The following is a 20,846-nucleotide window of genomic DNA, read 5'->3' on the forward strand; positions in this document are numbered from 1 at the left end:
CCATGTCTCGCTTGTTGAAATCCCTATCCACCTATGTCGCGCTCGTTGCTGCCATCGCCGGCGTCATGCTGATCCTCTATGCGTGGCGGCTGCCGCCGTTCCAGACCACGGTCGAGCAGACCGACAATGCCTATGTGCGCGGGAACGTCACGCTGCTCAGCCCGCAAGTGGCAGGCTATGTCGTCGAGGTGCCGCTTACCGACTATGCGAAGGTCAAGAAGGGCGACCTGGTCGTTCGCATCGATGACAGGCCGTTCCGTCAGAAGCTCGAGCAGGCCAAGGCGACGCTCGCCGGAAAGAAGGCGGCGCTCTCCGCCTCCGAGCAGCAGGAGGCATCGGGCAAGGCGCAGATTGCGCTCGCCGAGGCCCGCGTCACAAGCGCCCAGTCCGCGGCCGGTCTTGCGCGCACCAGTCTGGAGCGCAGCGAAACGCTGGTGAGCAGGGGCTTCTCCACGCAGAGCGAGATCGATGCCCTCCGCAATGCCGAGCGTCAGGCAGAAGCGGCGTTGCGCGAGGCGCAGGCACAGGTCGAAGTTGCCAAGCAGGCCCTTCAGCAGGTGCTTGTCTCACGCCAGTCATTGCAGGCTGATGTCGACCTGTCCGAGGCAGCTGTACGGCTTGCCGAGATTGACCTCGCCAATACGCGCATCGTCGCCCCGCAGGACGGCACGCTTGGCACGATCGGCACTTCGGTTGGCGCCTATGTGACGGCGGGTACGCAACTCGCCGGCCTGGTGCCGGACCACAAATGGGTGATCGCCAATTTCAAGGAGACGCAGATTGCCGGCATGCAGGTCGGCCAGCCGGCACGGTTCAGCGTCGACGCGTTGGGCCATTCGGTGATCAACGGCCATATCGTCCGTTTCTCGCCCGCGGCCGGTTCGGAATTCGCCGTCATCAAGGCCGATAACGCCAGCGGCAATTTCACGAAGGCGGCGCAGCGCATCCCCGTGCGCATCGAAATCGACGCGGATCAGCCGCTTGCCAATCGCCTGGCGCCGGGCATGTCGGTGGTGGTCAGCGTCGATACGAAAACCGCGCCGGACGGCGCGCAGGCTGCCGAGCGATAGGCGGCCGGTATCACTCCAACCTCTTCAGAGGTCGCCAATGCCTCGTCCACTTCGACCCCAACTTCTGGGGCCGAAGCGGATCAGCGTCACTTCCTTCTCGTCGGTCAGGCCGCGACGGGTACCGCGGATGACCGCACCATCTGGCGGAGGCCGGCTTCCTCGGCTGTGAATGTCGGACTGGAGATTGCGCCGAACGCGGCAGCGGCAGCCCTCACCCGCTCCGAGGCGTTGCCCATGCTGTCGGGCCCATTCAGTCGGAAGGAAACCGCTGACAATGGCCCGAACAGCAGTGCCCGCTCGAGTTCGGGCCAGCAGTCGAGGTCTGGTTCCACTGCGGCGTGCCTTGCAAGCGCAATAGCGAGTTCATGGAGTACGGTTGGTTGGCCGCGCTCACGCATGGCGCGGCAAGCCGCTACGCCAGCGGCCATCTCGTCCTTCGGGGCAATAGGAACGAGACCGGCGAGCGCATACGCAATCCAGCGCGCCTGCAGTTCCAGCACAGGCAGGTAGGGTCCAACCAGATTGTAGAGTCCGACGAAAGCCAGTCCGGGCAAATCCGGATGGAAGGTGTGAAGATGGAGGTCCAGGCTCTCGCCACCGGTGTTCAGGATAGCCCCGACGTCCGGCGCCAGCCAGGGCAGAGAGATCTGGTAACCTGTCCCGAGCAGGATCGCATCCGGCTCCATGCTGCTGCCGTCGTTGAAATACACACGGCTTTTCTCGACGCGATCAATCCAGGGACGGACCGTGATGCGCCCTTCGGCCACGGCAGGCAGATAGTGCTGTGCCTGGGTGATGCCTGCGACGAATATGTTGGCATCAGGCGCCGGCGCACCGAACTGCTCCGGGCTGCCACCCGCCCTGAGGACCGCAGCCTTGAGATGTCCGGCCAGCGCCTCCGGCGATGCGACTTCTGCCGCGAGGGCAGCAGCCCGATTGAACATCACATGATCGGTTGGCACGCCGGCGATGAGCTTGGGCAGGACATAGCGTTGACGCCGGTAGGTGGTGATAACCTCACGGGCCCCTGCAAACGCCAGATCGGAGGCAATCTCCAGTGCGCTGATCGAGCAGCCAGCCACAAGCACCGAGCGGCCGCGATAGCGCTCCGCCCCGTCGTACTGGGCCGTATGCCTTGTTCCGAGTATGCCGGTGAAACCATCCAGGCCCGGAACATCCGGCACCGCCGGTGCAGCCTGGGGTCCGGTCGCCACGACAACATTTGCGAAACTCTGCTCTTCCACGCCTTCAGCTGAAACGTGGCGCACTAGCCAACGGCCGGCGGATGTCCGCTCGAGCCGCTCGATGCGTGTGCCGAAGCGGATGCGGCGCACAAGATCGAAGGAGAGAGCATAGCGCTCGAGATAATCGAGCATCTGGTCCTGGCGCGGGTAGACGCCAACCTCGGGAGCATGGTCCAGGTCGGAAAAGGCCGACATCACGCGGCTGGTGTTGGTGCGCATGCCATTCCAGATTCCACTTGCGGGATGACGGCGGTTCCATTGTCCCCCGAGCTTGTCCGCGGCTTCGAACAAGATCGGTTCGAAGCCGTGCTGGGCGAGCCAACGCGCCGTCACAAGTCCGCCGGGACCGGCACCGATAATTGCGACAGTGTTTTCGCTCTTGTTGCCTGATGGCCTTTGCATGGGAAATCTCCTCAGTGAACGGGAGCTCCCCAATAGTCGATGCTTCCAATTTGCATCGCTAAATGGTTCCTAAGGGGTGCGGCTTCCTTGCTAAAATTTTCCTAAGGCGTTGGTCGACGCGGCGGAGGGCGGATGCGGATTGAAGATGAAGTCGCACGGTTCGTCGTCAGCCCGGTGATGATCATCATCGGGACGCGGGATGCCGCAAACCGGCCGAACATCGGGCGCGGCATGGGCGCTTGCGTTGCAGACGGCGAAATTGTGGAGGTCGTCGTGTCATCCTGGCAGTGGCCAGAAACGGTGGCAAACCTGCGTGACAATGGCCGTCTGGCGGTGACGTTTGCCCGGCCCTCCGACTACGTTTCCTACCAGTTGAAGGGGCGCGCCACTTTGCGCAATGCCGATCCCTCGGATCTCGATCGAGCCCAGGTTTACGCGAGCGATATCCGCGCCGTGCTCGAAGGCCTCGGTCTTTCGCAGGAACTCCTGCTGCCCTGGTTCTCTGATCGGGAGGCTGTCGTAGCGCAGCTCAAGGTCGAGGAAGTCTATGTGCAGACCCCCGGTCCGAAGGCCGGAACGGCAGTTCGGGCGGCGACATGACGCTGCATTTGCGCGACCTCAAGGCGTGTTTCGAAGGGGTCATCCCCTCGATCATCTCGACCGCGGCTTCGGACGGCACACCGAACATCTCCTATCTCTCGCATGTCGTCATGGTGGACGACGAACATGTTGCGCTGTCCAATCAGTTCTTTGCCAAGACAACCGCGAACATCAGAGCCAATCCGAATGCCGCCCTGCTGCTGGTGGATGCTCGCGACGGCATGCAGTTCCGTCTCGACGTGACATGGGCTCGTTCGCTCGACGATGGCCCGCTTTTCGAGCAAGTCGCGACAGCGCTTCGCGCAAGCAGCGCGCAAGTCGGCATGCTGGGGATCATGCGCCTCAAGGGCGTCGATATCTTCCGCGTAAATTCGGTCGCAAGCATTGCCAGCATGGCGCCGCTCGAATCGACCGTCCGGCCTGTTTCGCCGGCCCCGGACTTGCTGGCCATCGCGAGGCTCACGAGAGGGTTGGGCGCTCAGACCGATGCGGAAGGCATTGTCAGCACACTTCTTACGGGCGTCTCAGACGAACTCGGTTTCGGTGCGGCGGTCGTGCTGCTCGTTGATGAAAACCGAAAGCTGCTCACGACCATCGCAAGCCGTGGCTACGAACGGACAGGCGTAGGATCGGAGATACCGATCAGCGAGGGTCTGATCGGCGCGGCGGCTGCCACCATGCGCACGGTCAAGATCAATGATCTTAGCCGGATCCGGCGGCTCGGCGCAGCCATAGAAGCATCTTCGCTGGACGAGAACCGCACCCGCACGATCCTCCTCCCCGGCCTGCCGGATGCGCTGAGCCAGATTGCGGTGCCAATGTCGGCGCACGGCTCGGTCCGCGGCGTGCTGTTCGTGGAAAGCCGGGAGCGGCTCGCCTTCAGCGAAATCCACGCAGCAGCGCTCGAAACGATCGCCGGCCAGGCAGCGGCCTCGCTTGCGATCAGCGAATTGCTGGCCTCCGAGGCTCCGTCGATCAGCCCTGCGCTCATGCCAGCCCGGCCTCTCAGCCGAACCGTTCAGATCACTCATCACCGTTTCGACGACAGCGTCTTCATCGACAACGTCTACGTCATCAAGGGAGTGGCCGGGCGGCTTTTGCTCTTCATGCTGCAAGCGTATGTGAGCGAGGGCCGCAGCGAGTTCACGAACCGCGAAATGCGCCTTTCGCAAGGTCTCCGCCTGCCGGACATCAAGGACAATCTGGAGACGCGTCTACTGCTGTTGCGCCGCCGCCTCGAGGAAAAGTCGCTCGCGGTGAAGCTGATCCACACGGGCCGCGGCAGGATCGGGCTCGAGCTCGACGGCACGCCAGTTATCGACAGCACGGGCTAGGCTCTCACATGATCGACAGCAGAGCAGTCAGGCCAATGCCCGGCCTCACAGGACTCAGAATGTTTGCCGAGCAACAGTCGGTTGAGCGAGGAGCGAGCAGATGGCGGTGGACATTGTCCGAACGGGCGGATGCCTATGTGGAGCGGTGAAGTACGAAGTCCGGGGAGAGCCTTTCCAGTCGGGCCTCTGTCACTGCACGACCTGCCGGAAGCTGACCGGCTCATCCTTCTCGGCGACGGCGAACTGGCGTTCAGACCAGTTCAGCATGACGGGCGAGTTGCGCACTTATGAACGTCGATCGTTTTGCCCGCGCTGCGGTTCACGCCTCTTCTACCTGTACGACGACGGAGTGGAGGTCTTCCTTGGCACCCTGGACCAGGCACCGAACGACATCAAGCCGATGGTCGAGGTCTGGACGGTTCGCCGGGAGCACTGGCTCCCTCCCATTGCCGGGGTGACCACTGATAGCGAAAATCCAGCGAAAGCCTAGACCGTCGGCCTGATATTCTGGTTCAGGGAGAACACGTTCGCCGGATCGTATTTGTCCTTCAGCTCGACAAGTCGCCTGTAGTTCGGGCCGTAAGCTGCCTTCACGCGATCCTGGCCCTCATCTCCGAGATTATTCACGTAGACCGCACCAGTCGAGTAAGGCCGTATTGCCGCCCAGACATCGCGGACCCAGCTCATATTCTGCTCATCCAAGGCCGGATCGTCCCATATGGCGATCGGAAAGCAGTCGAATTCGGCGCTTCGGCACGCATAGGCCGTTTCCGAAACAGGGACACGCGAAATTGCGCCTCCGACCTGCTGGAGCACAAGCAGTGCGTTATCGCTCGGTGCCTTCCTGTAGACATCGAGCAGCACGTCGACCGCATCATGGCTCAGCTCGCGCATAAACTGCGCCTTCCACGAATAGCGACGTCCGCGCGGAAACACGGCGTCGCCGGCGGACTGTACCTGAAGATAGGGTACTCGCCCGAGCTGCTCGCCAACTGCCTTGCCCCGTGCATAGGCGAGCAGGGGCGCGATCGCTTGCTCGGCCTGCCCGGGCGAACCTGAATGGAAGACGGAGATGGAGAACATCTGCTCTCCAGCAGATGTGACCAGCGCGGCATCGAGGCTGAGTTCGTCGGGAGCCGTCCGCGCGAACTCGTCGTAGAGTCTGAGCGCATCGCGTGCCTCCCTTTCCGGGAAGGTGATGCCGCCGGCGAATACCTCTGTTCCGATCGGATGCAGCAGGTACTCGAAGCTGGTGACGATGCCGAAATTTCCACCGCCGCCGCGCAGCCCCCAGAAGAGGTCCTGGTTTTCCTCGGCGCTCGCACGAAGCGTCCTGCCGTCAGCGGTGACCACTTCGGCAGAAAGGAGATTGTCGCAGGCAAGCCCGAAGCGCCGCCCAAGCTTGCCGAAACCGCCACCCAGCGTCAGGCCGGCAATGCCGGTATCGCCATTCACGCCCATGGTCGTTGCAAGTCCACAGACCTGTGTGGCGCCGTCGAACTCGGCGAGCGTCAGTCCGGCTTCGGCCCAGGCGACACGTCGCTCAGTGTCCACCGCCCTGTTCTTCATCCGCGACAGATCGATAACGAGCCCGTCCTCGCACACGGAATTTCCCGCCACATTGTGGCCGCCGCTGCGTACCGATAGCGGCATCCCATTTTCCCGCGCGAAGGAAAGTGCCGCGACCACATCGTTCGTGCCGGCACAATAGGCGATCGCCGCCGGCTGCTTGTCGATGAGGCCGTTCCACACCCGGCGCGCCTGCTCGAAGCCGCGATCGCCGCGCAGCACGAGCTCTCCCCGAAGGGCTCTGCGCAGTTCGCCCGGATTCCGCAACCTGCTCTCCGCGGTTGCCTCAAGCGTAGTGGTTTGCACCTGCATCTCGTTCCTCCTTTCGAGGCCTGTGACAGCTTCTCACAAGAAAAGAGGAATCCGCAAAATCGAAGAAATCAGGTGCTCGGTGAAATCAATTCATCTACGGTTGAGCTATGAGGAAGTTGCCGCCGCTCAAAGCCTTGCGAGCATTTGAGAGTGCTGCCAGGCATATGAGCTTTCGGCTCGCCGCGGCGGAACTCGGTGTCACTCCGACGGCAATAAGCCATCAGATCAGCCTGCTGGAGGAGAGCTGCGGCCAATCGCTTTTTCGCCGGCGGCCGCGCCCCCTTCGCCTGACCGCCGCCGGAGAGCAGCTGTTTCCGGTCCTGAGCAACGGCTTCGATTCTTTCGCAGCGGCGCTTGCGAGCCTTTCCGGCGGCGCGGCCGGCGAGACACTGCGTGTCACCACGCCCAACGCCTTCGCCAGCCGCTGGCTGGTGCCGCGTCTTCCGAAATGGCGAGACATCCAGCCCCGGATCGCGCTCGAGGTAATCGGCACGGACCGCACTTTGAATCTCGCAACTGGAGAGGCGGACCTGGCGATCCGATATGCGCGCCGGATGCCGGCCGAGCACGTAGCGCAGGAGCTGTTTCGCGATAGTTACTTTCCGATCTGCCGGCCCGAACTGCTCCCTGGTGGGAGACCTCTCGACGAATTGGCCGACATGTGCCGGCTACCACGTATCCACTACGACTGGATGAAAACGGATGCCGAGAATCCCACCTGGCGCCGCTGGTGGCGGGCGGCGCGTGAGCTGGACCATCGGGTGCCGCGCGATGCCGAGGACTGCCAGCTCCGCTTCCGCGAGGAGGCACATGCGATCGACGCCGTGCTGGCTGGGCAAGGGGTGGCGATCTGCAGCGACATCGTTCTGGCGCCGGAGCTCGATCGGGGCGAGCTGATAAAGGCACACGAACTTTCTCTGCCGGGCTTGGGTTATTACCTGCTCCACCTGCCCGAACATCGCCATATGCCGGTGATCATGCAATTTGCCGACTGGCTGCGCTCCTTGGCCTGAGGATACGCAGCGCTTCCGAACCCAGGTCGGTACGGCTTTTCTAAAAACGGCACGTGTCGCAAATTTTGTGTCAGCCGGAGCCTTCAGCCGATTGACAACGCAAGCTTTTCCTGATGGCTTTGCTGATCGCGACATTCTGTTCGCGTCATGACTGCGTTCAATGGGAGCTGAGGGTGAACGCTATAAAGCATCCGATCAAACGATCGTTCGTCTTCTTTCTCGTGCCCGACTTCACAATGGTCGCCTTTGCGACGGCGCTCGACCCGCTGAGGCTCGCCAACCGCATGCTCGGCTACCCGGCCTATAGCTGGCGGCTCGCAAGCCATGACGGCCGGCCCGTGCGCGCCTCGAACGGCGTCGAATGCGCGGTCAACACCTCGCTCGACGAGGAGCGCCGGAAGATGGCGGGGCCGGACCGCCCGTCGATGGTGGTCGTCTGCACCGGCGTCAATGTCGAGACCTATCACAACAAGTCGGTCTTCGCCTGGCTGCGCGAGGAGTACAACCGCGGCGTCGCCGTCGGGGGCCTCTGCACCGGCGCCTATGTGCTTGCGAATGCAGGGCTGCTCTCCAACAAGCGCTGCGCAATCCACTGGGAGAACCTGCCGGGCTTCTCCGAGGCGTTCCCCAAGGCCAATGTCTTCGCCGACCTCTTCGAGGTCGACCAGAACGTCTACACTTGCGCCGGCGGTACCGCCGCGCTCGACATGATGCTGAAGCTGATCGGCGACGACTTCGACGAGAACCTCGTCAACCGCGTCTGCGAGCAGGTGCTGACCGATCGGGTACGGAGTCCGACCGACCGCCAGCGCTTGCCGCTGCGCGCCCGGCTCGGCGTGCAGAACTCCAAGGTGCTGTCGATTATCGAATTGATGGAGGCCAATCTTTCCGAGCCGCTGTCGCTGGTCGAGATCGCCGACATGGTCGGCCTCTCGCGCCGTCAGATCGAGCGGCTGTTCCGCCAGGAGATGGGCCGCTCGCCGGCGCGCTACTACCTCGAGATCAGGCTCGACCGCGCGCGCCACCTGCTCATCCAGTCGTCCATGCCCGTCGTCGAGGTGGCGGTAGCCTGCGGCTTCGTCTCGGCCTCGCATTTCTCGAAGTGCTACCGTGAGCTCTACGCGCGCTCGCCGCAGCAGGAGCGGGTCGACAGGAAGCAATTGCTGGCGGCGTGACGGCTTCCTTCTCCACGTGAGCCGTAGGCAATCGCAGATGGCGTGGCGCCCCCGGCCGCTCGGCACCTCTTCCTCTCAGAACACAGGCAAAATTGCCTAGGGCGCAGCGCCGGTGCCCCCCTCCCCCTTCTGGGGTGGGGGACACCAGCGTTGCGCCTCCATACGCAATCGTCCTGGTTGTAAACGGGGAGACGGAAGAAGGCCTGATTCACCAAGGGTAAAGTGCTGCCGTGTTACTTCGGCTTCCAAGATAGGAGGCCTTCTTGACCGGCATCGCCTTCGTCGGCACCGGCTTCGTTGCCGACTACTACATGACCACGCTCGCCAACCATGCGCGGCTCCGTCTCGTCGGAGCCTATGACCGCTCGGCAGAGCAGCTCCAGCGCTTCAGGCGCTACTACAGCGTGCGGGCCTATGCGAGCCTCGAAGAGGTCTTCGCCGATCCGGATGTGAGGATCGTCGTCAACCTCACTGACCCAGAGAGTCATTATGAGGTTTCCCGTGCGGCGCTCGAGGCAGGCAAGCATGTCTACAGCGAGAAGCCACTCGCTGTGCGCCTCGATGAGGCCGAAACGCTGGTGAAACTGGCAGCCCGGCTCGGACTTACGATAGCCGGCGCTCCCGCCAATGCACTGAGCGCCGCGCATGCGGCTGTTGCGGATGCGCTCGCGGCGAATGCCATCGGCACGCCGCGCCTGATCTATGCGGAGATGGAGGACGGCCCGGTCTTCCGCCAGAACTGGCGCGGCTGGCGGTCCGTATCCGGCGCGCCATGGCCTGGCGAGCACGAATTCGAGATCGGCTGCACGCTCGAGCATGCAGGCTATGCACTCTCCTGGCTCTTGTCGCTGTTCGGCCCGGTCGAGAGTCTCACGGCCTTCTCGGCGCTTGCTTTTCCGGAGAAGGGCCAAAGCAAGACCGCCAGGCTCGGGCCCGATTTCTCGGTCGGCTGCCTCTATTTCAGGAGCGGCGCAGTCGCGCGGCTTACGTCGGGGCTCGCCGCGCCCCGGGATCGCTCGCTCACCATCCTGGGCGAGAAGGGCACGATCACCGTGCGCGACCTTTGGGATCACGATTCGCATATCAGGATCGAACAGGCAGGACAGCCGAGGCGGTTGCTTGAAAGGCTGGCACCCCGCGTCGAGGAGTGGGTCGGTGCCGTCCTGCCCGCGCGGCCCGCCCCCGGCAGACGACTGAAGCTGGACCGGGCACGGCCGAAGAGCCTGCCGAAATTTCCATCGCGCATCGATTTCAGCGGCGGGATCGCCGCGCAGGCGGCAGCGATCTCATCAGGCAGAGCGCCCTTTTTCGCCGGCGACGTCGAGCTACATGTCACGGAGATCGCGCTTGCGCTCTCCGCGGCCGGGACCGAGGCCGGGCTCTATCGGATGCGCTCTAGCTTCGATTTTCCGGCGGCCGGCCAAGGACCTTCTCGATCATTCGCAGCACCGCGACGCTCTGAGCAAGCGGCATGACGTCCGACTGAACGGCGCCGCTCCGCACGGCTTCCATGACGGCCTTCGCCTCGAACTGCAGGCCGCCTCCGGGAAAGGCGAAGCGCTTCACCCGTCGGCCGGGAACAGGCAGGCGAGAGAGCACCTTTCCAGCATGACCGGTGACATCAGCCGCTGAACCGACCAGCGGCAAATCGCGAAGCGCCCCGCTATAGACGCTGAAGCTTTGCGCCTTGATGAACGGCGCATTGAGGCGAATGGCGCCCTTAGTGCCGTAGACGGTAAGCGCGTTTCGGCCGTTCCTGTCGAAGCCGCAGAACAGTGCGGCTTTCGCCGTGCCGAATTCGACATGATATTCAGCCCGCATGTCGACGCCGGTACCCACGGCCCGCCAGCGGCCGCTAATGGCGGTCGGAGAATCGCCAAGAAGATCCGTGGCGAGCGAGAGCAGATAGACACCGAGGTCGAGCGAAGCCCCTCCCCCAAGCGCCGGATCGAAAAACCTGCTGCGAAGCTGTTCATCCTGCCTGTAGGCAAGCTCGCCCTCGATGCCGGTCACGTCGCCGATCGCGCCTTCTCGCAGAAGCGCCCGCGCTGCCTGCACCGCCGGCAGAAAGCGGCTCCACATCGCCTCCATTGCGAAGCAGCGGGACCGCTCTGCGGCGTCGGCGATTGCCTGCGCATCGCGGCTGGACGTCGCGACCGGCTTTTCGATCAGGACGGCCTTACCGGCCTTGAGCGCAGCAACGGCTTGCGTGGCGTGCAGCGCGTTCGGCGTCGCGATGTAGACCGCCTCGATCGCAGGGTCTGTCAGGAATGCGTCGAGGTCGACATAGGATTTGGCGCCGCCGGTCTTCTCAGCGAAGGTGCCGCCGGTTTTTGGCGAGCGAGAACAGACTGCTGCGATGCGCGCCTGGGGCAGCTCGCGCAGATCCGCAGCGAACTGGCGCGCGATCGTGCCGGTGCCGATGATCCCCCACGAGAATGAACGCTTCTTGGACGCCAATCCTGTCCCCTCACCTCGAAGATGTCCCCATGAGGACATGGCCTCTTAGCCCCAACAGCGGTGACGGCAAAACTGGCGACCCAGTCCGCTTCGAGCTTGACGGCAGCGTTTGGCCGGATGCCACGAGAAGAGGCGCAGGTCCGCATCTCGAACGCGCCTGCCCCACCACCCAGCATTGCGCTCGGAGTCAAAAGGAGGCCAACGGCCGCATGCATGTGAACGAATAAGGGTTAGAGCAGGATGAACAACTTCGTTTCAATTCATCCTTCTTCAGCGATTGTCCCAGATCCAATTGCGGTCGCGCCACATCTTCTCGCCGACCTGGCAGTCATAGGCGGGTTGCGTGGCGGCGGCCTTGACGATCGAAATCGATTGCTCGGCTGGCCCGGCCTCTTCGGTCGGCGAGCCGGCAAGCTCCAGCACCAGCTTGCGGCGGATTGCCTCCGGAAACTGCGACCAGTCGTTGACAGGAACCATGAAGGCTCCCGATCCGCCGATCACACAGTTGGCGTAGTAGACGTCGAGATGGTCGATGTCGAAGGCGCTCGGCATGCCGCCATTTGTCATCAGTGGCAGGCCGTTCACGACAATGCCCTGCGCGATGACCCCGTCGCGGACGGCATTGACCGGCGGCCCCTGGTTGTTGGCCCCGTCTCCAGAGACGTCGATGACGCGCTTCGTGCCGCGATAGCCGCTTTCAGCCAGGAGATCGCTTGCGAAAACCAGCGCGCCGGAGATTGAGGTGCGGCGCGCGCTGTTCGGCGGATTGGCGCTGAGCTTGTCGACGAATGCCTGCGCCTCCTTGCGCGAGGAGATGAGCGTCCAGGGCACGACGATGTGCTGCGTATTCTGGCCGGCCCACTCGACATAGGTGGCGGCTATACGGCCATAAGCGCCGTCCTTGATCGCCTCGATCACCTTGTCGTCGACGAGCGCGGTGGCGTAGCCCCTGCGCTGGATCTCCAGCTCCTCCGGCGACATGGAAAGCGATACGTCGACAGCAATCACCAGCTCGACGTCGACCGGTTCGGCGGCGGACGCGGGCAGCCATGTCGCCATGCCGGAACCCAATAACAAACCGCAGATCAGCCCCCGCCGCAGGAAAGCCGGAAGCACCATGCCGCAACGATATTTGTATGCCGCGGCCTGGCAAGCGCAGGGTGGCCAATCGCCAAATTTCGGCAATCACATTTCAGCGAGCGAATATCGGATAGCGAGTAGCGAGTAGCGAACAGGGCCCCTACTCGCTATTCCCTATTCGCTTACGAACGCGGCTTCAGATTCTCCGGGTCGTAGAGCGGCTTGTACCCGACTGCTGCGACTTCCACCGGATAGGTCTCGCTGAAATATTCGACGGCGAGCTTGCGCCCCTCCTGCGCATAGGCCCAGGGCAGATAGGCGAGCGCGATATTCTTGCCTATGGTCGGGCCGTAGGCGACCGAGGTCGTGAAGGACCGGCGACCAAGCTCGTCGACAAGCGTCTCGCCCGTTTCCGGATCCATCACCGGCATCGTGCCCACGGGGTAGCGGGCAACGCCTTTGGAATCGGTATTGCTGGTCATTACCAGCGTGCAGAGCATTGCCGGCTGGTGTTCGCGAGCGCGATATTCCAGATGCTTGGCCTTGCCGCGGAAATCCGCTTCCTTGACCTTCGGACGGGCAAGATCCGCCTCGATGAGGTTGTACTCGGTGAGCAGGTCGGCGTTCTGCAGGCGCAGACTCTTCTCCATGCGGCGGCTGTTGGCATAGGTCTCGACACCGAAGGCCATCACGCCGGTCGAGCGCAGCGCGTCCCAGACGGCGAGGCCGTCCTCATAGCGCATGTGCAGTTCCCAGCCCTGCTCGCCGACATAGGAGATGCGGAAGGCGGTGACGTCCTTGCCGGCGATCCTGATCGGCTTGATCGCGGCAAAGGGGAAGTTTTCGGCAGTGAGGCCTGCGGGATCCTCCACGACCTTTTGCAGCGCGGTGCGCGCATTCGGACCCCATATGCCGACCGTCACGTATTTTTCCGTCACATCGGTGACCGTAACCTTGAAGCCCTTCTCCTCGGCGACCCGGCGCATGTAGTGGAAGTCGCGCGGGCCGGCGTCCGCACCGTCGATCACGCGGCAGCGATCGGCCATGCGGATCACGGTCAGATCGGCACGCACCATGCCCTCGTCATCAAGGAAGTGCGTGTAGATGCCTTTGCCGATATTGGCGTCGCCGCCGATTCTGGCCGCGCACAGCCATTCCATCAGCGCGACGTGGTCCGGCCCTTCGACGTCGAACATCGCGAAATGCGACAGGTTCACGATGCCGCAATCCTCGCTCATGGCGAGATGCTCGGCGTTCGACACGCGCCAGAAATGTCGGTTGTCCCACTCGTTCTCGCGCACTGGAACGCGGTTGCCGTATTTCTCGAGCAGATGCTCATTGGCGGCGTAGCCATGGGCGCGCTCCCAGCCGCCCAGCTCCATGAAATAGCCGCCCAGCTCCTTCTCGCGCTCGTAGAAGGGCGAACGGCGAATATTGCGGCCGGTCGCATAGGGTTCACGCGGATGGACGGCGGGATTGTAGACCTTCTGCGCAGCCTCGCCGCAGCGCCCCGCAATGAAGTTCTCGTCCATCTGGTGCGGATAGAAACGGGAATAGTCGATCCGCGCATGATCGAATTTCGTGCGCCCGTCGGTCATCCAGTCGGCGACGAGCTTGCCCATGCCCGGGCCGTCCTTCACCCAAATCGCGACGGCATACCACAATCCCCTCACCTTCTGGCTCTCACCGATCGACGGGCCGCCATCCGCCGTCACCTGCAGGAGGCCGTTGAATGAGCGCCGCTCGTCATAGCCGAGCTCGCCGAGGATCGGGGTCAACTCGATTGCGCGCTCCAGCGGCTCGAGGATCTGGTCCATCTCCAGGTCGCGCTGCGAAGGCGAGAGCCGCGCCTGGTCCTTTTCGAGAAGCTCGCGCGGGTGAACGAGGCGCGGATTCTTCTCCTCGTAATAGCCCCACTCGATCATTCCGCCTTCAGAGGTCTTCGGATCGCCCGTGTCGCGCATATAGGCCGAATTGCCCTGGTCGCGCAGCAGCGGCCAGCCGATCTCCTTGCCGCTGCCGGCGAACTCCGTGTAGGGCCCGAAGAAGGTGAGTGGATGGTCGACAGGCATCACCGGCAGGTCTTCGCCCGCCATCTCCGCGATCAGCCGGCCCCACAGCCCCGCGCTGACCACGACATAATCGGCTTCGATAGTGCCCCGATCGGTCACCACGCCCTTGATGCGCCCGTTCTCGATGACGAGCGACCGCGCCGGCGTGTTGGCAAATGCCTTGAGCTTGCCGGCCGCCACTGCCTGGTCGACGAGCTTGCCGGCGACCGCCTGGCTGCGTGGAATCACCAGGCCAGCATCAGGGTCCCACAGGCCGCCTTGCACCATGCTCTCTTCGATAAGCGGGAACTTCTCCTTGATTTCTGCAGGGCCGATCAGGCGGGCGCGCGTCCCGAAGGCCTTCGCCGAGGCGATCTTGCGCTTGATCTCGTCCATGCGGGCATCGTCGCCGACGCGGGCGACCTCAAGTCCGCCGATACGCTCGTAATGGCCGAGCTTCTCGTAGAAATCGATGGAATACAGCGTCGTCCAGCAGGACAGGAAATCGTGGCTGGTCGTGTAGCAGAAATCGGAGGCGTGCGCCGTCGAGCCGACATCCGTCGGAATGCCGGATTTGTCGATGCCGACGATGTCGTCCCAGCCGCGCTCGATCAGGTGATGAGCGATCGACGCACCCACGATACCGCCCAGCCCGATGATGACGACCTTCGCCCTGCTCGGAAACTCTGCCATTGCCCGCGACTCCGAATTGCTATTGCGGGCAGACTATAAGGCGGCACCCCGAAAGGGTTGCAGCCTGTTTGCGACAGGCAGCGAACGCAGCGCGACCAAGGCTGCCGCGGGAGCCTCGAATTGACGTTAACCCAGGGTTAGCCGAGGCGCTTAACGCTCTGCCTTCCTTTGGCTGATAGGACGATGGAGGGCGGACAACGCCCGATCCATCCTGGCGGGGAGGCACGCACATGACGATCGCGGTGGACAGGCAGCACACGGGCGCCATCCTCGGCAGCCTGCGATCGCCGCTCGCCCTACTGGCTGCAGCAGTCATGGCAGTGCTTGTGCTGCTCTCGCTGCCGCTCAGCGTCCCGATCGGGCCAATGTATTGGGACAGCTACATCTATTACGACGGGGCAAGCCGGATCTTCAACGGCCAGATCCCGAACGTCGACTATTTCGCACCTGTCGGTCCGCTCGGCTACTATCTCTTCGCCGGCTGGCTCGCGCTGTTCCCCGACGCACAGCCGACACTGATCACGCACTGGGCGCTGCTCGCCATAACCGCGCCGCTGATGGGTTTGGTGCTCTGGCAGGTCGACGCGCGTTCGCGGGCGACCGCCTGGGCACTGCTGATCCCTTTCCTTATCTTTTCGCTGCTGCCCTTCAACGGCCGTGAGTTCTATCCCTTCCCAAGCTCTGACGGCTTCGGCATCTACAACCGGCAGGTCTGCCAGATGCTCTATGTGCTGATCGCAGCGCTCCTTTATGTGCGCAACCAGCGCATCCTTGCTTTAATCGTTGCAGTTGCCGTTACCGCGCTGTTCTTCCTGAAGATCACTGGCTTCATTGCGGCAGGACTGATCTGCCTGTTCGCGTTCCTGGCCGGCCGCATTTGCTTCCGCTATGCGCTAGCAGCCACCGTAGTGTTTCCAGCGCTGCTCGGCGCGAGCGAGTTCGCCTGCGGCATGGTGACAGCTTACGTTGCCGATATCGAGGCGTTGGTGAAAATCAACAGCCAAACCCTGCTGCCGCGGATTCTCCAGTCCATCTCGATCAATTTCGGCATCATCGGCACATCAGCTGCTCTCTCGATCGTGCTGCTGCTTGCTGCCCGGAAGCGGCTGGCAGGTCAGCTGAAGGCGCTCTCGAGCAAGCCGAGCTTTGCCGCGGCCGCCATATTCCTCGACAATGACGTATTCTGGCTTGCGGTCGTGGTGATTGCGGGCATCATCTTCGAGGCCCAGAATACCGGAAGCCAGGCCTTCATCTTCCTTTGGCCTGTGCTCTGGAACATTCTCGCCAGGCTGCCGGCCGGCCTGGCGCGCCCCAAGCTCGCGATCGGGACGGCAGTGCTGGTAGCTGCCGTCTATCTGCCGATGACCGTCGCCACCATCGAGCGGGCGGTGCGCACCTATGCGGGCGCCAGCCAGGCCGTTCCCGTGCCGACCCGCAACCTCAAGGCGCTGGGCAGCGTGACGACACGCTACGACGTGCTTCACCGTGCGGAAACGATGCTCGCGCTCTACCCGAAGCACCAGCAGGAGCTCGCCGACATCGCCGAGCACAGGGAGCTGCCGTCGCCGCTGCTCTATTCCGATCTCGATTTTCAGGTCACCAATCTCATGGCCATCGACCGGACGGTGGACGCCATCCGGGCGCTGGAGGCAAAGGACGGGATCCATTTCGACACGATCATGACATTCGCGTTGGCGAACCCGCTTCCTTACCTGATGGATCGCGGGGCACCACGCCTGATCGCGATCGGCGCAGACCCGTTCCGCGCGGTGCCAGAGCCGGACCAGGACGTGCTGAAGGCCGTGGCCGATGTCGACCTCGCGCTCTACCCGAAATGCCCAGGCACCTGGGCCACCGTGCGGCTTTGGGAGATCTACGGCCCGGCGCTGAAGGACCACCGCAAAATAGAGCTCGACCCCTGCTTTATGGCCTATGTCAGCCCGCGGCTCGCGCAGAAGATCGGAGGATAGCTGCCGCTTGCACAGCGCCGAGATGTGCTACATATATAGCACCCTCAAAGGAGGCAGCATGTCTGTAACGTCCAGAATCCGTCGGCAGGGCGGTGCGGCGGTGATGACAATCCCGCCTGCGCTCCTAAAGCTCATGAACATAGGAGTGGGAACCGAGGTTTCGCTCCGCGTCGAGCACGGTCAGCTTATCGCTGAGCCTGTGAAAGGGCCACGCATGCGATATTCATTGGATGAGCTCCTGAAAGGAGCCGATGCGATGGCCGAACTCAACGCCGAGACGGCTTGGGCACATGAAGGCAATCCTGTTGGCCGCGAAATCTCCTGATGGTGCGCAGCAATGTGCCGCGCCGCGGAGATGTGTATTGGATTGACCCCAATCCTGTCGCAGGACGGGAGATGAAGGATCGGCATCGTTTTGTCGTTATCACACCGCGCGAAATTAATGCACTCGGCGTAAGCATGACTGTGCCGGTGACCACAGGCGGAAGATTTTCACGCAACGTTGGTCTGGCCGTACCGATCACAGGACACCAAACAACCGGCGTTGCCGTATGCAATCAGGTGCGCAGCTTCGATATCGAGGCGCGTGTTCTGGCGGGTTCAGCGCGATTTATCGAGGCTCTGGACAAAGCCACGACAGACGAGATCGTCGCGCGCGTCGTGAGCGCCATTGATCCCGAGGTCTAAAAGGCGACCTTTGCGGATCGCCCGATCACTGAGGGCGTTCCGCGACGATCAGCATCCCGATCAGCCTGCCCTCCTCTCGGGAGCGGATTGCATTGGCGCTGCGCAAAGGCATGTCGGGTCCCATGACGACCTGCGAACCGAGGCCCTCAGGAGGAGGCTTGGCGGAGCTGCTCGCCCCCTGTCGCACCACGATGTTAGTGAAGCCCGCACCCTTCAGCAGCTCCAGCATCTCTTCCGGCGTCTCTATGAAACTGTACGACGGCTCCCTGGCCCACGGCAGCGGATAGTACGGCTCGCCAGCTTTTCCTCTCGCCACATGGCTCAGCGTATATCGGTCGCCCGGCGCGAGCACGCGAAACGCCTCCGCAAGCATGCGTGGCTTGTCTTCGACGTTCATCGAGACGTTCTGGCACCATACCAGATCGAAGGCGCCACCCTCGTATGGCAGGTCGGTGACGCTTCCTTGGCGGACGGAAATCACGTCCTCCAACCCGCAAAGCCTGTTGAGACGTTCTGCCGTTTCCACAAACTGCGGCGTCAGGTCGATCGCTTCGACACGGCATCCATAGGTTTGTGCGAGATAGCGGCTCGAGCCGCCTATGCCGCAGCCGGCGTCGAGGACTTTCATGCCTCGCGAAATTCCGGCCAGCTCCGCCTGGGCTTTCGTGGAATCGAGGCCGCCGCCATGCAGCTGATCGACCAGACTCAGCATCTCGACAGTGGGACGGTCCGCATCATATCCCGCCCCGCGCAAGGCGGTCATGATGCGTTCGACCAGATCGTCAGCGCCGTAATGCGCTTCTATCGACGAATGGAGGTCCATGTCGCTCTCCCTGCAATCCATGCACGCTATCAGCAGGAGACGGATGCAACAATCGCGGCAGTAGAATGTGACGATGCCAGTCCTTCCATGAACAGGTCGACATGTTCGGCGGGGAAGGCCTCCTAGCCTGGAGAGCTGGCCAAATCGGTCTGTGCGAAGTCGTTGCCCTTGTAGAGAATTGGGAGGCCTCGGCTCTTGGCGCAGGCATAGGATAGGCAATCGGCGAGATTGAGCTGGGCCGGATGGCCTCGACCCTTGCCATAGATGGCGAAAGCCTGAACGGCGAGAAGGGCGTGCGTGGCATCCAGTACCATGATGTCGATTTCTGCCTCCACCATCAGCTGCTGGATGGCTTCGAGCATATGCTCAGGCTCCGCCTTCTGCTTGCTGCTGAGGCGCATAGCCGATTCCAGGATCACCAGGGGTGACGTCACACAGCCCTTAGTCACCTGAAGTCTCTGCGCCAATGCAGCCGCGTCGCTCTCTTCCGAAATGATCGCCACTATTGCCGACGAGTCGACGAACACTACTCGTGGCCCCACATGGCGTCGATTTCGTCCTTGGTAAGATCGCGCCCTCCAGGCTGGCTGCGACTTCGCACCCGCTCAAGGATTGGCTGGATACGCTCCCACAGCGGCTTTTCTCCGGCCTCGCTCTTCAGCTTGTCCTCGAGTGCCTCGATGACCGCATCAGTCATGGTTGTATTGTGCTTTTCAGCGAGTTTCTTGGCCAGTTCGTAGGCACGAGGATTGCGGATCTGGAGATTCATGGCGTCAGCTCCTGTCATGACAGCATAGCGATCGCGTCATGACGAATCTAGCCGAACGAATCAAAACAGCCGGCCTTGCCCGGCTGTTTCCTTGTTTCACGAGCGCAAACGCGTCAGGACACTTGGCTCTTCACGAAATCCTTCACGATCGAGACCATGCCGCGCGAAAGCAGGCTGTCGAGCGACTCGATGAACTGGTCGACATGCTCGCGCCGGCAGATGAGCGGTGGCTCGAGGCGGATCACGTTCCGATTGTATTCGGTGAATGCGACCAGCACACCGTAATCGCGCAGGAGCAGCGATCCGACGAAGCCGGAGAGCGAGCCCTTCAGCTTGTCGTCCAGCATGGCCACCATGGGCCTGAGCACCATCGGCAGTGTCTGGCTGAAATCGTGGAACTCCAGCCCGACCATCAGGCCCTCGCCGCGCACGTCCTTGACGATGTTCGGATATTTCGCCTGAACGGCTTTCAGTTGCTCGAGCAGATACTCGCCGGTGACGGCGGCGTTTTCGATCAGCCCCTCGTCGAAGAGCACGTTGAGCCCCTCGATCGCCGTGACGCAGGCCTCGCCGATGCCGCCGAAGGTCGCCATGGCATGGATCAGCGCGGTCTTCGGCGTGCCGTAAGCCTTCATGTAGACGTCGCGGCTCGCGATCATCGCGCCGACCGCGGCCTTGCCGCCGCCAAGCGACTTGGCGAGCGCAGTCACGTCAGGCACGACGCCGTAGTGCTCGAAAGCGTAGAAGCGACCTGTGCGGCCGTAGCCGCACTGCACTTCGTCGGCCACCCAGATGACGCCGTATTTGTCGCAAAGCTTACGCAGCTTCTGCCAGAACTCCGCCGGCGCCTGGATGATGCCGCCGCCGCCTTGGACCGTCTCGAGCACGATCGTGCCGATCGCCGGATCGGCACGGAAGGCGTTCTCGATAGCCTGGATGTCGCCGAACGGCATGCGCACCGTATTGTCGGTGAGCTTGAACTCGCCGCGATAGAGCTGCCCGTCGGTGACCGACAGCACCCCCTTGGTCTTGCCGTGGAAGGAATTCTCGGCATAAACGATCTTCGGCCGCTTGGGACCGGCGGCGCGCTCCGCGACCTTGATCGCTGCCTCCATGGCCTCGGAGCCGGACGAGCCCAAGAACACCATGTCGAGGTCGCCCGGCGAGCAGGCGGCGATGTTCGCCGCCAGCGCCGTCGCGTATTGCGACATGAAGGCGATGCCGATCTCGTGCCGCTTCTCGTCCTGGAATCTCTTGCGCGCCTCGATGATGCGCGGATGGTTATGGCCGAAGGCCAGCGAGCCGAAGCCGCCGAAGAAGTCGAGAATCCTGCGGCCGTTCTGGTCGAAATAGAACATGCCCTCTGCACGCTCGACCTTGATCCTGTTGAAGCCGAGCAGCTTCATGAAGTGCAGCTGGCCGGGATTGATGTGTGCCTTGAAGAGGTCGGTCATGCGCGCGACATCGAGCGCCTTGGCGTCCTCGACCGAAAGCAGGTTCGGTTTGGCGATCGTCGCCGGGGCGAGTTTCGGCGCTGAAACGACGGCGCGAGACTCGGCCTCCACCGGCTTGGTCATGACAGTCATCGAAGAGC

At 62.8% G+C, this 20,846-nt stretch carries 19 protein-coding genes; 10 read left to right on the forward strand and 9 right to left on the reverse strand.

Annotated elements, in window-relative coordinates:
- Nucleotides 1-2: 2 nt before the first annotated feature.
- Entirely contained in the window at nucleotides 3-1,070 is a 1,068-nt protein-coding gene (locus SAZ10_RS01795) for an HlyD family secretion protein (protein ID WP_318607442.1), read from the forward strand.
- Between the two features lie 104 nt (nucleotides 1,071-1,174).
- Here the strand turns inward: SAZ10_RS01795 and SAZ10_RS01800 are convergent, their stop codons facing one another.
- The gene (locus SAZ10_RS01800; protein ID WP_318607443.1) at nucleotides 1,175-2,716 is read right to left on the reverse strand and encodes a flavin-containing monooxygenase; all 1,542 of its coding nucleotides are present in this window, start codon (nucleotides 2,714-2,716) and stop codon (nucleotides 1,175-1,177) included.
- A 132-nt stretch (nucleotides 2,717-2,848) separates the two neighbouring features.
- Between SAZ10_RS01800 and SAZ10_RS01805 the strand changes: the two genes are divergently transcribed.
- From SAZ10_RS01805 to SAZ10_RS01815, 3 genes are all read left to right on the forward strand, one after another.
- The gene (locus tag SAZ10_RS01805; protein ID WP_318607444.1) at nucleotides 2,849-3,316 is read left to right on the forward strand and encodes a pyridoxamine 5'-phosphate oxidase family protein; all 468 of its coding nucleotides are present in this window, start codon (nucleotides 2,849-2,851) and stop codon (nucleotides 3,314-3,316) included.
- Nucleotides 3,313-4,650, forward strand: coding sequence for a GAF domain-containing protein (locus SAZ10_RS01810; protein WP_318607445.1), 1,338 nt, complete (start codon nucleotides 3,313-3,315; stop codon nucleotides 4,648-4,650). The genes SAZ10_RS01805 and SAZ10_RS01810 overlap by 4 nt, the downstream gene beginning before the upstream one ends.
- 100 nt (nucleotides 4,651-4,750) lie before the next feature.
- Nucleotides 4,751-5,140 carry a GFA family protein gene (locus tag SAZ10_RS01815; RefSeq protein WP_318607446.1) on the forward strand — a complete coding sequence of 130 codons (390 nt, stop codon included), beginning with the start codon at nucleotides 4,751-4,753 and terminating at the stop codon, nucleotides 5,138-5,140.
- Here the strand turns inward: SAZ10_RS01815 and SAZ10_RS01820 are convergent.
- Nucleotides 5,137-6,531, reverse strand: a complete 1,395-nt coding sequence (locus tag SAZ10_RS01820; protein WP_318607447.1) for an FAD-binding oxidoreductase — start codon at nucleotides 6,529-6,531, stop codon at nucleotides 5,137-5,139. The genes SAZ10_RS01815 and SAZ10_RS01820 overlap by 4 nt on opposite strands.
- 107 nt (nucleotides 6,532-6,638) lie before the next feature.
- Between SAZ10_RS01820 and SAZ10_RS01825 the strand changes: the two genes are divergently transcribed.
- From SAZ10_RS01825 to SAZ10_RS01835, 3 genes are all read left to right on the forward strand, one after another.
- Nucleotides 6,639-7,544 carry a LysR substrate-binding domain-containing protein gene (locus SAZ10_RS01825; RefSeq protein WP_318607448.1) on the forward strand — a complete coding sequence of 302 codons (906 nt, stop codon included), beginning with the start codon at nucleotides 6,639-6,641 and terminating at the stop codon, nucleotides 7,542-7,544.
- A 236-nt stretch (nucleotides 7,545-7,780) separates the two neighbouring features.
- Nucleotides 7,781-8,719, forward strand: coding sequence for a GlxA family transcriptional regulator (locus SAZ10_RS01830; RefSeq protein ID WP_412535151.1), 939 nt, complete (start codon nucleotides 7,781-7,783; stop codon nucleotides 8,717-8,719).
- 311 nt (nucleotides 8,720-9,030) lie between these two features.
- Nucleotides 9,031-10,194, forward strand: coding sequence for a Gfo/Idh/MocA family oxidoreductase (locus tag SAZ10_RS01835; protein WP_318607772.1), 1,164 nt, complete (start codon nucleotides 9,031-9,033; stop codon nucleotides 10,192-10,194).
- Here SAZ10_RS01835 and SAZ10_RS01840 read toward each other — a convergent pair.
- From SAZ10_RS01840 to SAZ10_RS01850, 3 genes are all read right to left on the reverse strand, one after another.
- Nucleotides 10,115-11,179, reverse strand: a complete 1,065-nt coding sequence (locus SAZ10_RS01840) for a Gfo/Idh/MocA family oxidoreductase (protein WP_318607450.1) — start codon at nucleotides 11,177-11,179, stop codon at nucleotides 10,115-10,117. The genes SAZ10_RS01835 and SAZ10_RS01840 overlap by 80 nt on opposite strands.
- A 270-nt stretch (nucleotides 11,180-11,449) precedes the next feature.
- Complete coding sequence (locus tag SAZ10_RS01845) at nucleotides 11,450-12,238, reverse strand: DUF1194 domain-containing protein (RefSeq protein WP_318607451.1); 789 nt, start codon at nucleotides 12,236-12,238, stop codon at nucleotides 11,450-11,452.
- A 203-nt stretch (nucleotides 12,239-12,441) separates the two neighbouring features.
- Nucleotides 12,442-15,003 carry an FAD-dependent oxidoreductase gene (locus SAZ10_RS01850; protein WP_318607452.1) on the reverse strand — a complete coding sequence of 854 codons (2,562 nt, stop codon included), beginning with the start codon at nucleotides 15,001-15,003 and terminating at the stop codon, nucleotides 12,442-12,444.
- 230 nt (nucleotides 15,004-15,233) lie between these two features.
- On the opposite strand from SAZ10_RS01850, the gene SAZ10_RS01855 reads away from it, so the two are divergent.
- Genes SAZ10_RS01855 through SAZ10_RS01865 form a run of 3 tightly spaced genes read left to right on the forward strand, consistent with a single transcriptional unit; the run spans nucleotide 15,234 to nucleotide 17,660 of the window.
- Entirely contained in the window at nucleotides 15,234-16,973 is a 1,740-nt protein-coding gene (locus SAZ10_RS01855; RefSeq protein ID WP_318607453.1) for a hypothetical protein, read from the forward strand.
- A gap of 58 nt (nucleotides 16,974-17,031) precedes the next feature.
- Nucleotides 17,032-17,298, forward strand: a complete 267-nt coding sequence (locus SAZ10_RS01860; RefSeq protein ID WP_318607454.1) for an AbrB/MazE/SpoVT family DNA-binding domain-containing protein — start codon at nucleotides 17,032-17,034, stop codon at nucleotides 17,296-17,298.
- Nucleotides 17,298-17,660, forward strand: a complete 363-nt coding sequence (locus SAZ10_RS01865) for a type II toxin-antitoxin system PemK/MazF family toxin (protein WP_318607455.1) — start codon at nucleotides 17,298-17,300, stop codon at nucleotides 17,658-17,660. The genes SAZ10_RS01860 and SAZ10_RS01865 overlap by 1 nt, the downstream gene beginning before the upstream one ends.
- A 25-nt stretch (nucleotides 17,661-17,685) precedes the next feature.
- Here SAZ10_RS01865 and SAZ10_RS01870 read toward each other — a convergent pair whose 3' ends face one another.
- From SAZ10_RS01870 to SAZ10_RS01885, 4 genes are all read right to left on the reverse strand, one after another.
- A complete protein-coding gene (locus tag SAZ10_RS01870) occupies nucleotides 17,686-18,483 on the reverse strand; it encodes a class I SAM-dependent methyltransferase (RefSeq protein ID WP_318607456.1) in 798 nt (265 codons plus the stop codon).
- A gap of 122 nt (nucleotides 18,484-18,605) precedes the next feature.
- Nucleotides 18,606-19,010: a type II toxin-antitoxin system VapC family toxin gene (locus SAZ10_RS01875; RefSeq protein WP_318607457.1), complete on the reverse strand. Its 405-nt coding sequence runs from the start codon at nucleotides 19,008-19,010 to the stop codon at nucleotides 18,606-18,608.
- Entirely contained in the window at nucleotides 19,010-19,252 is a 243-nt protein-coding gene (locus SAZ10_RS01880) for a type II toxin-antitoxin system VapB family antitoxin (protein ID WP_318607458.1), read from the reverse strand. Before SAZ10_RS01880 ends, SAZ10_RS01875 begins: the two co-directional genes overlap by 1 nt.
- A 113-nt stretch (nucleotides 19,253-19,365) precedes the next feature.
- Nucleotides 19,366-20,838: an aspartate aminotransferase family protein gene (locus tag SAZ10_RS01885; protein ID WP_318607459.1), complete on the reverse strand. Its 1,473-nt coding sequence runs from the start codon at nucleotides 20,836-20,838 to the stop codon at nucleotides 19,366-19,368.
- Nucleotides 20,839-20,846 lie beyond the last annotated feature (8 nt).

This window comes from Mesorhizobium sp. BAC0120 (genome assembly GCF_033542235.1).
Lineage (GTDB): Bacteria > Pseudomonadota > Alphaproteobacteria > Rhizobiales > Rhizobiaceae > JAWRCU01.

What these genes read in the sequence shown, in the direction of transcription:
- SAZ10_RS01795 (WP_318607442.1), top strand. Translation starts at nt 3, where the DNA reads ATGTCTCGCTTGTTGAAATCCCTATCCACCTATGTCGCGCTCGTTGCT.
- SAZ10_RS01800 (WP_318607443.1), bottom strand. Translation starts at nt 2,716, where the DNA reads ATGCAAAGGCCATCAGGCAACAAGAGCGAAAACACTGTCGCAATTATC.
- SAZ10_RS01805 (WP_318607444.1), top strand. Translation starts at nt 2,849, where the DNA reads ATGCGGATTGAAGATGAAGTCGCACGGTTCGTCGTCAGCCCGGTGATG.
- SAZ10_RS01810 (WP_318607445.1), top strand. Translation starts at nt 3,313, where the DNA reads ATGACGCTGCATTTGCGCGACCTCAAGGCGTGTTTCGAAGGGGTCATC.
- SAZ10_RS01815 (WP_318607446.1), top strand. Translation starts at nt 4,751, where the DNA reads ATGGCGGTGGACATTGTCCGAACGGGCGGATGCCTATGTGGAGCGGTG.
- SAZ10_RS01820 (WP_318607447.1), bottom strand. Translation starts at nt 6,531, where the DNA reads ATGCAGGTGCAAACCACTACGCTTGAGGCAACCGCGGAGAGCAGGTTG.
- SAZ10_RS01825 (WP_318607448.1), top strand. Translation starts at nt 6,639, where the DNA reads ATGAGGAAGTTGCCGCCGCTCAAAGCCTTGCGAGCATTTGAGAGTGCT.
- SAZ10_RS01830 (WP_412535151.1), top strand. Translation starts at nt 7,781, where the DNA reads ATGGTCGCCTTTGCGACGGCGCTCGACCCGCTGAGGCTCGCCAACCGC.
- SAZ10_RS01835 (WP_318607772.1), top strand. Translation starts at nt 9,031, where the DNA reads ATGACCACGCTCGCCAACCATGCGCGGCTCCGTCTCGTCGGAGCCTAT.
- SAZ10_RS01845 (WP_318607451.1), bottom strand. Translation starts at nt 12,238, where the DNA reads ATGGCGACATGGCTGCCCGCGTCCGCCGCCGAACCGGTCGACGTCGAG.
- SAZ10_RS01850 (WP_318607452.1), bottom strand. Translation starts at nt 15,003, where the DNA reads ATGGCAGAGTTTCCGAGCAGGGCGAAGGTCGTCATCATCGGGCTGGGC.
- SAZ10_RS01855 (WP_318607453.1), top strand. Translation starts at nt 15,234, where the DNA reads ATGACGATCGCGGTGGACAGGCAGCACACGGGCGCCATCCTCGGCAGC.
- SAZ10_RS01860 (WP_318607454.1), top strand. Translation starts at nt 17,032, where the DNA reads ATGTCTGTAACGTCCAGAATCCGTCGGCAGGGCGGTGCGGCGGTGATG.
- SAZ10_RS01865 (WP_318607455.1), top strand. Translation starts at nt 17,298, where the DNA reads ATGGTGCGCAGCAATGTGCCGCGCCGCGGAGATGTGTATTGGATTGAC.
- SAZ10_RS01870 (WP_318607456.1), bottom strand. Translation starts at nt 18,483, where the DNA reads ATGGACCTCCATTCGTCGATAGAAGCGCATTACGGCGCTGACGATCTG.
- SAZ10_RS01880 (WP_318607458.1), bottom strand. Translation starts at nt 19,252, where the DNA reads ATGAATCTCCAGATCCGCAATCCTCGTGCCTACGAACTGGCCAAGAAA.
- SAZ10_RS01885 (WP_318607459.1), bottom strand. Translation starts at nt 20,838, where the DNA reads ATGACTGTCATGACCAAGCCGGTGGAGGCCGAGTCTCGCGCCGTCGTT.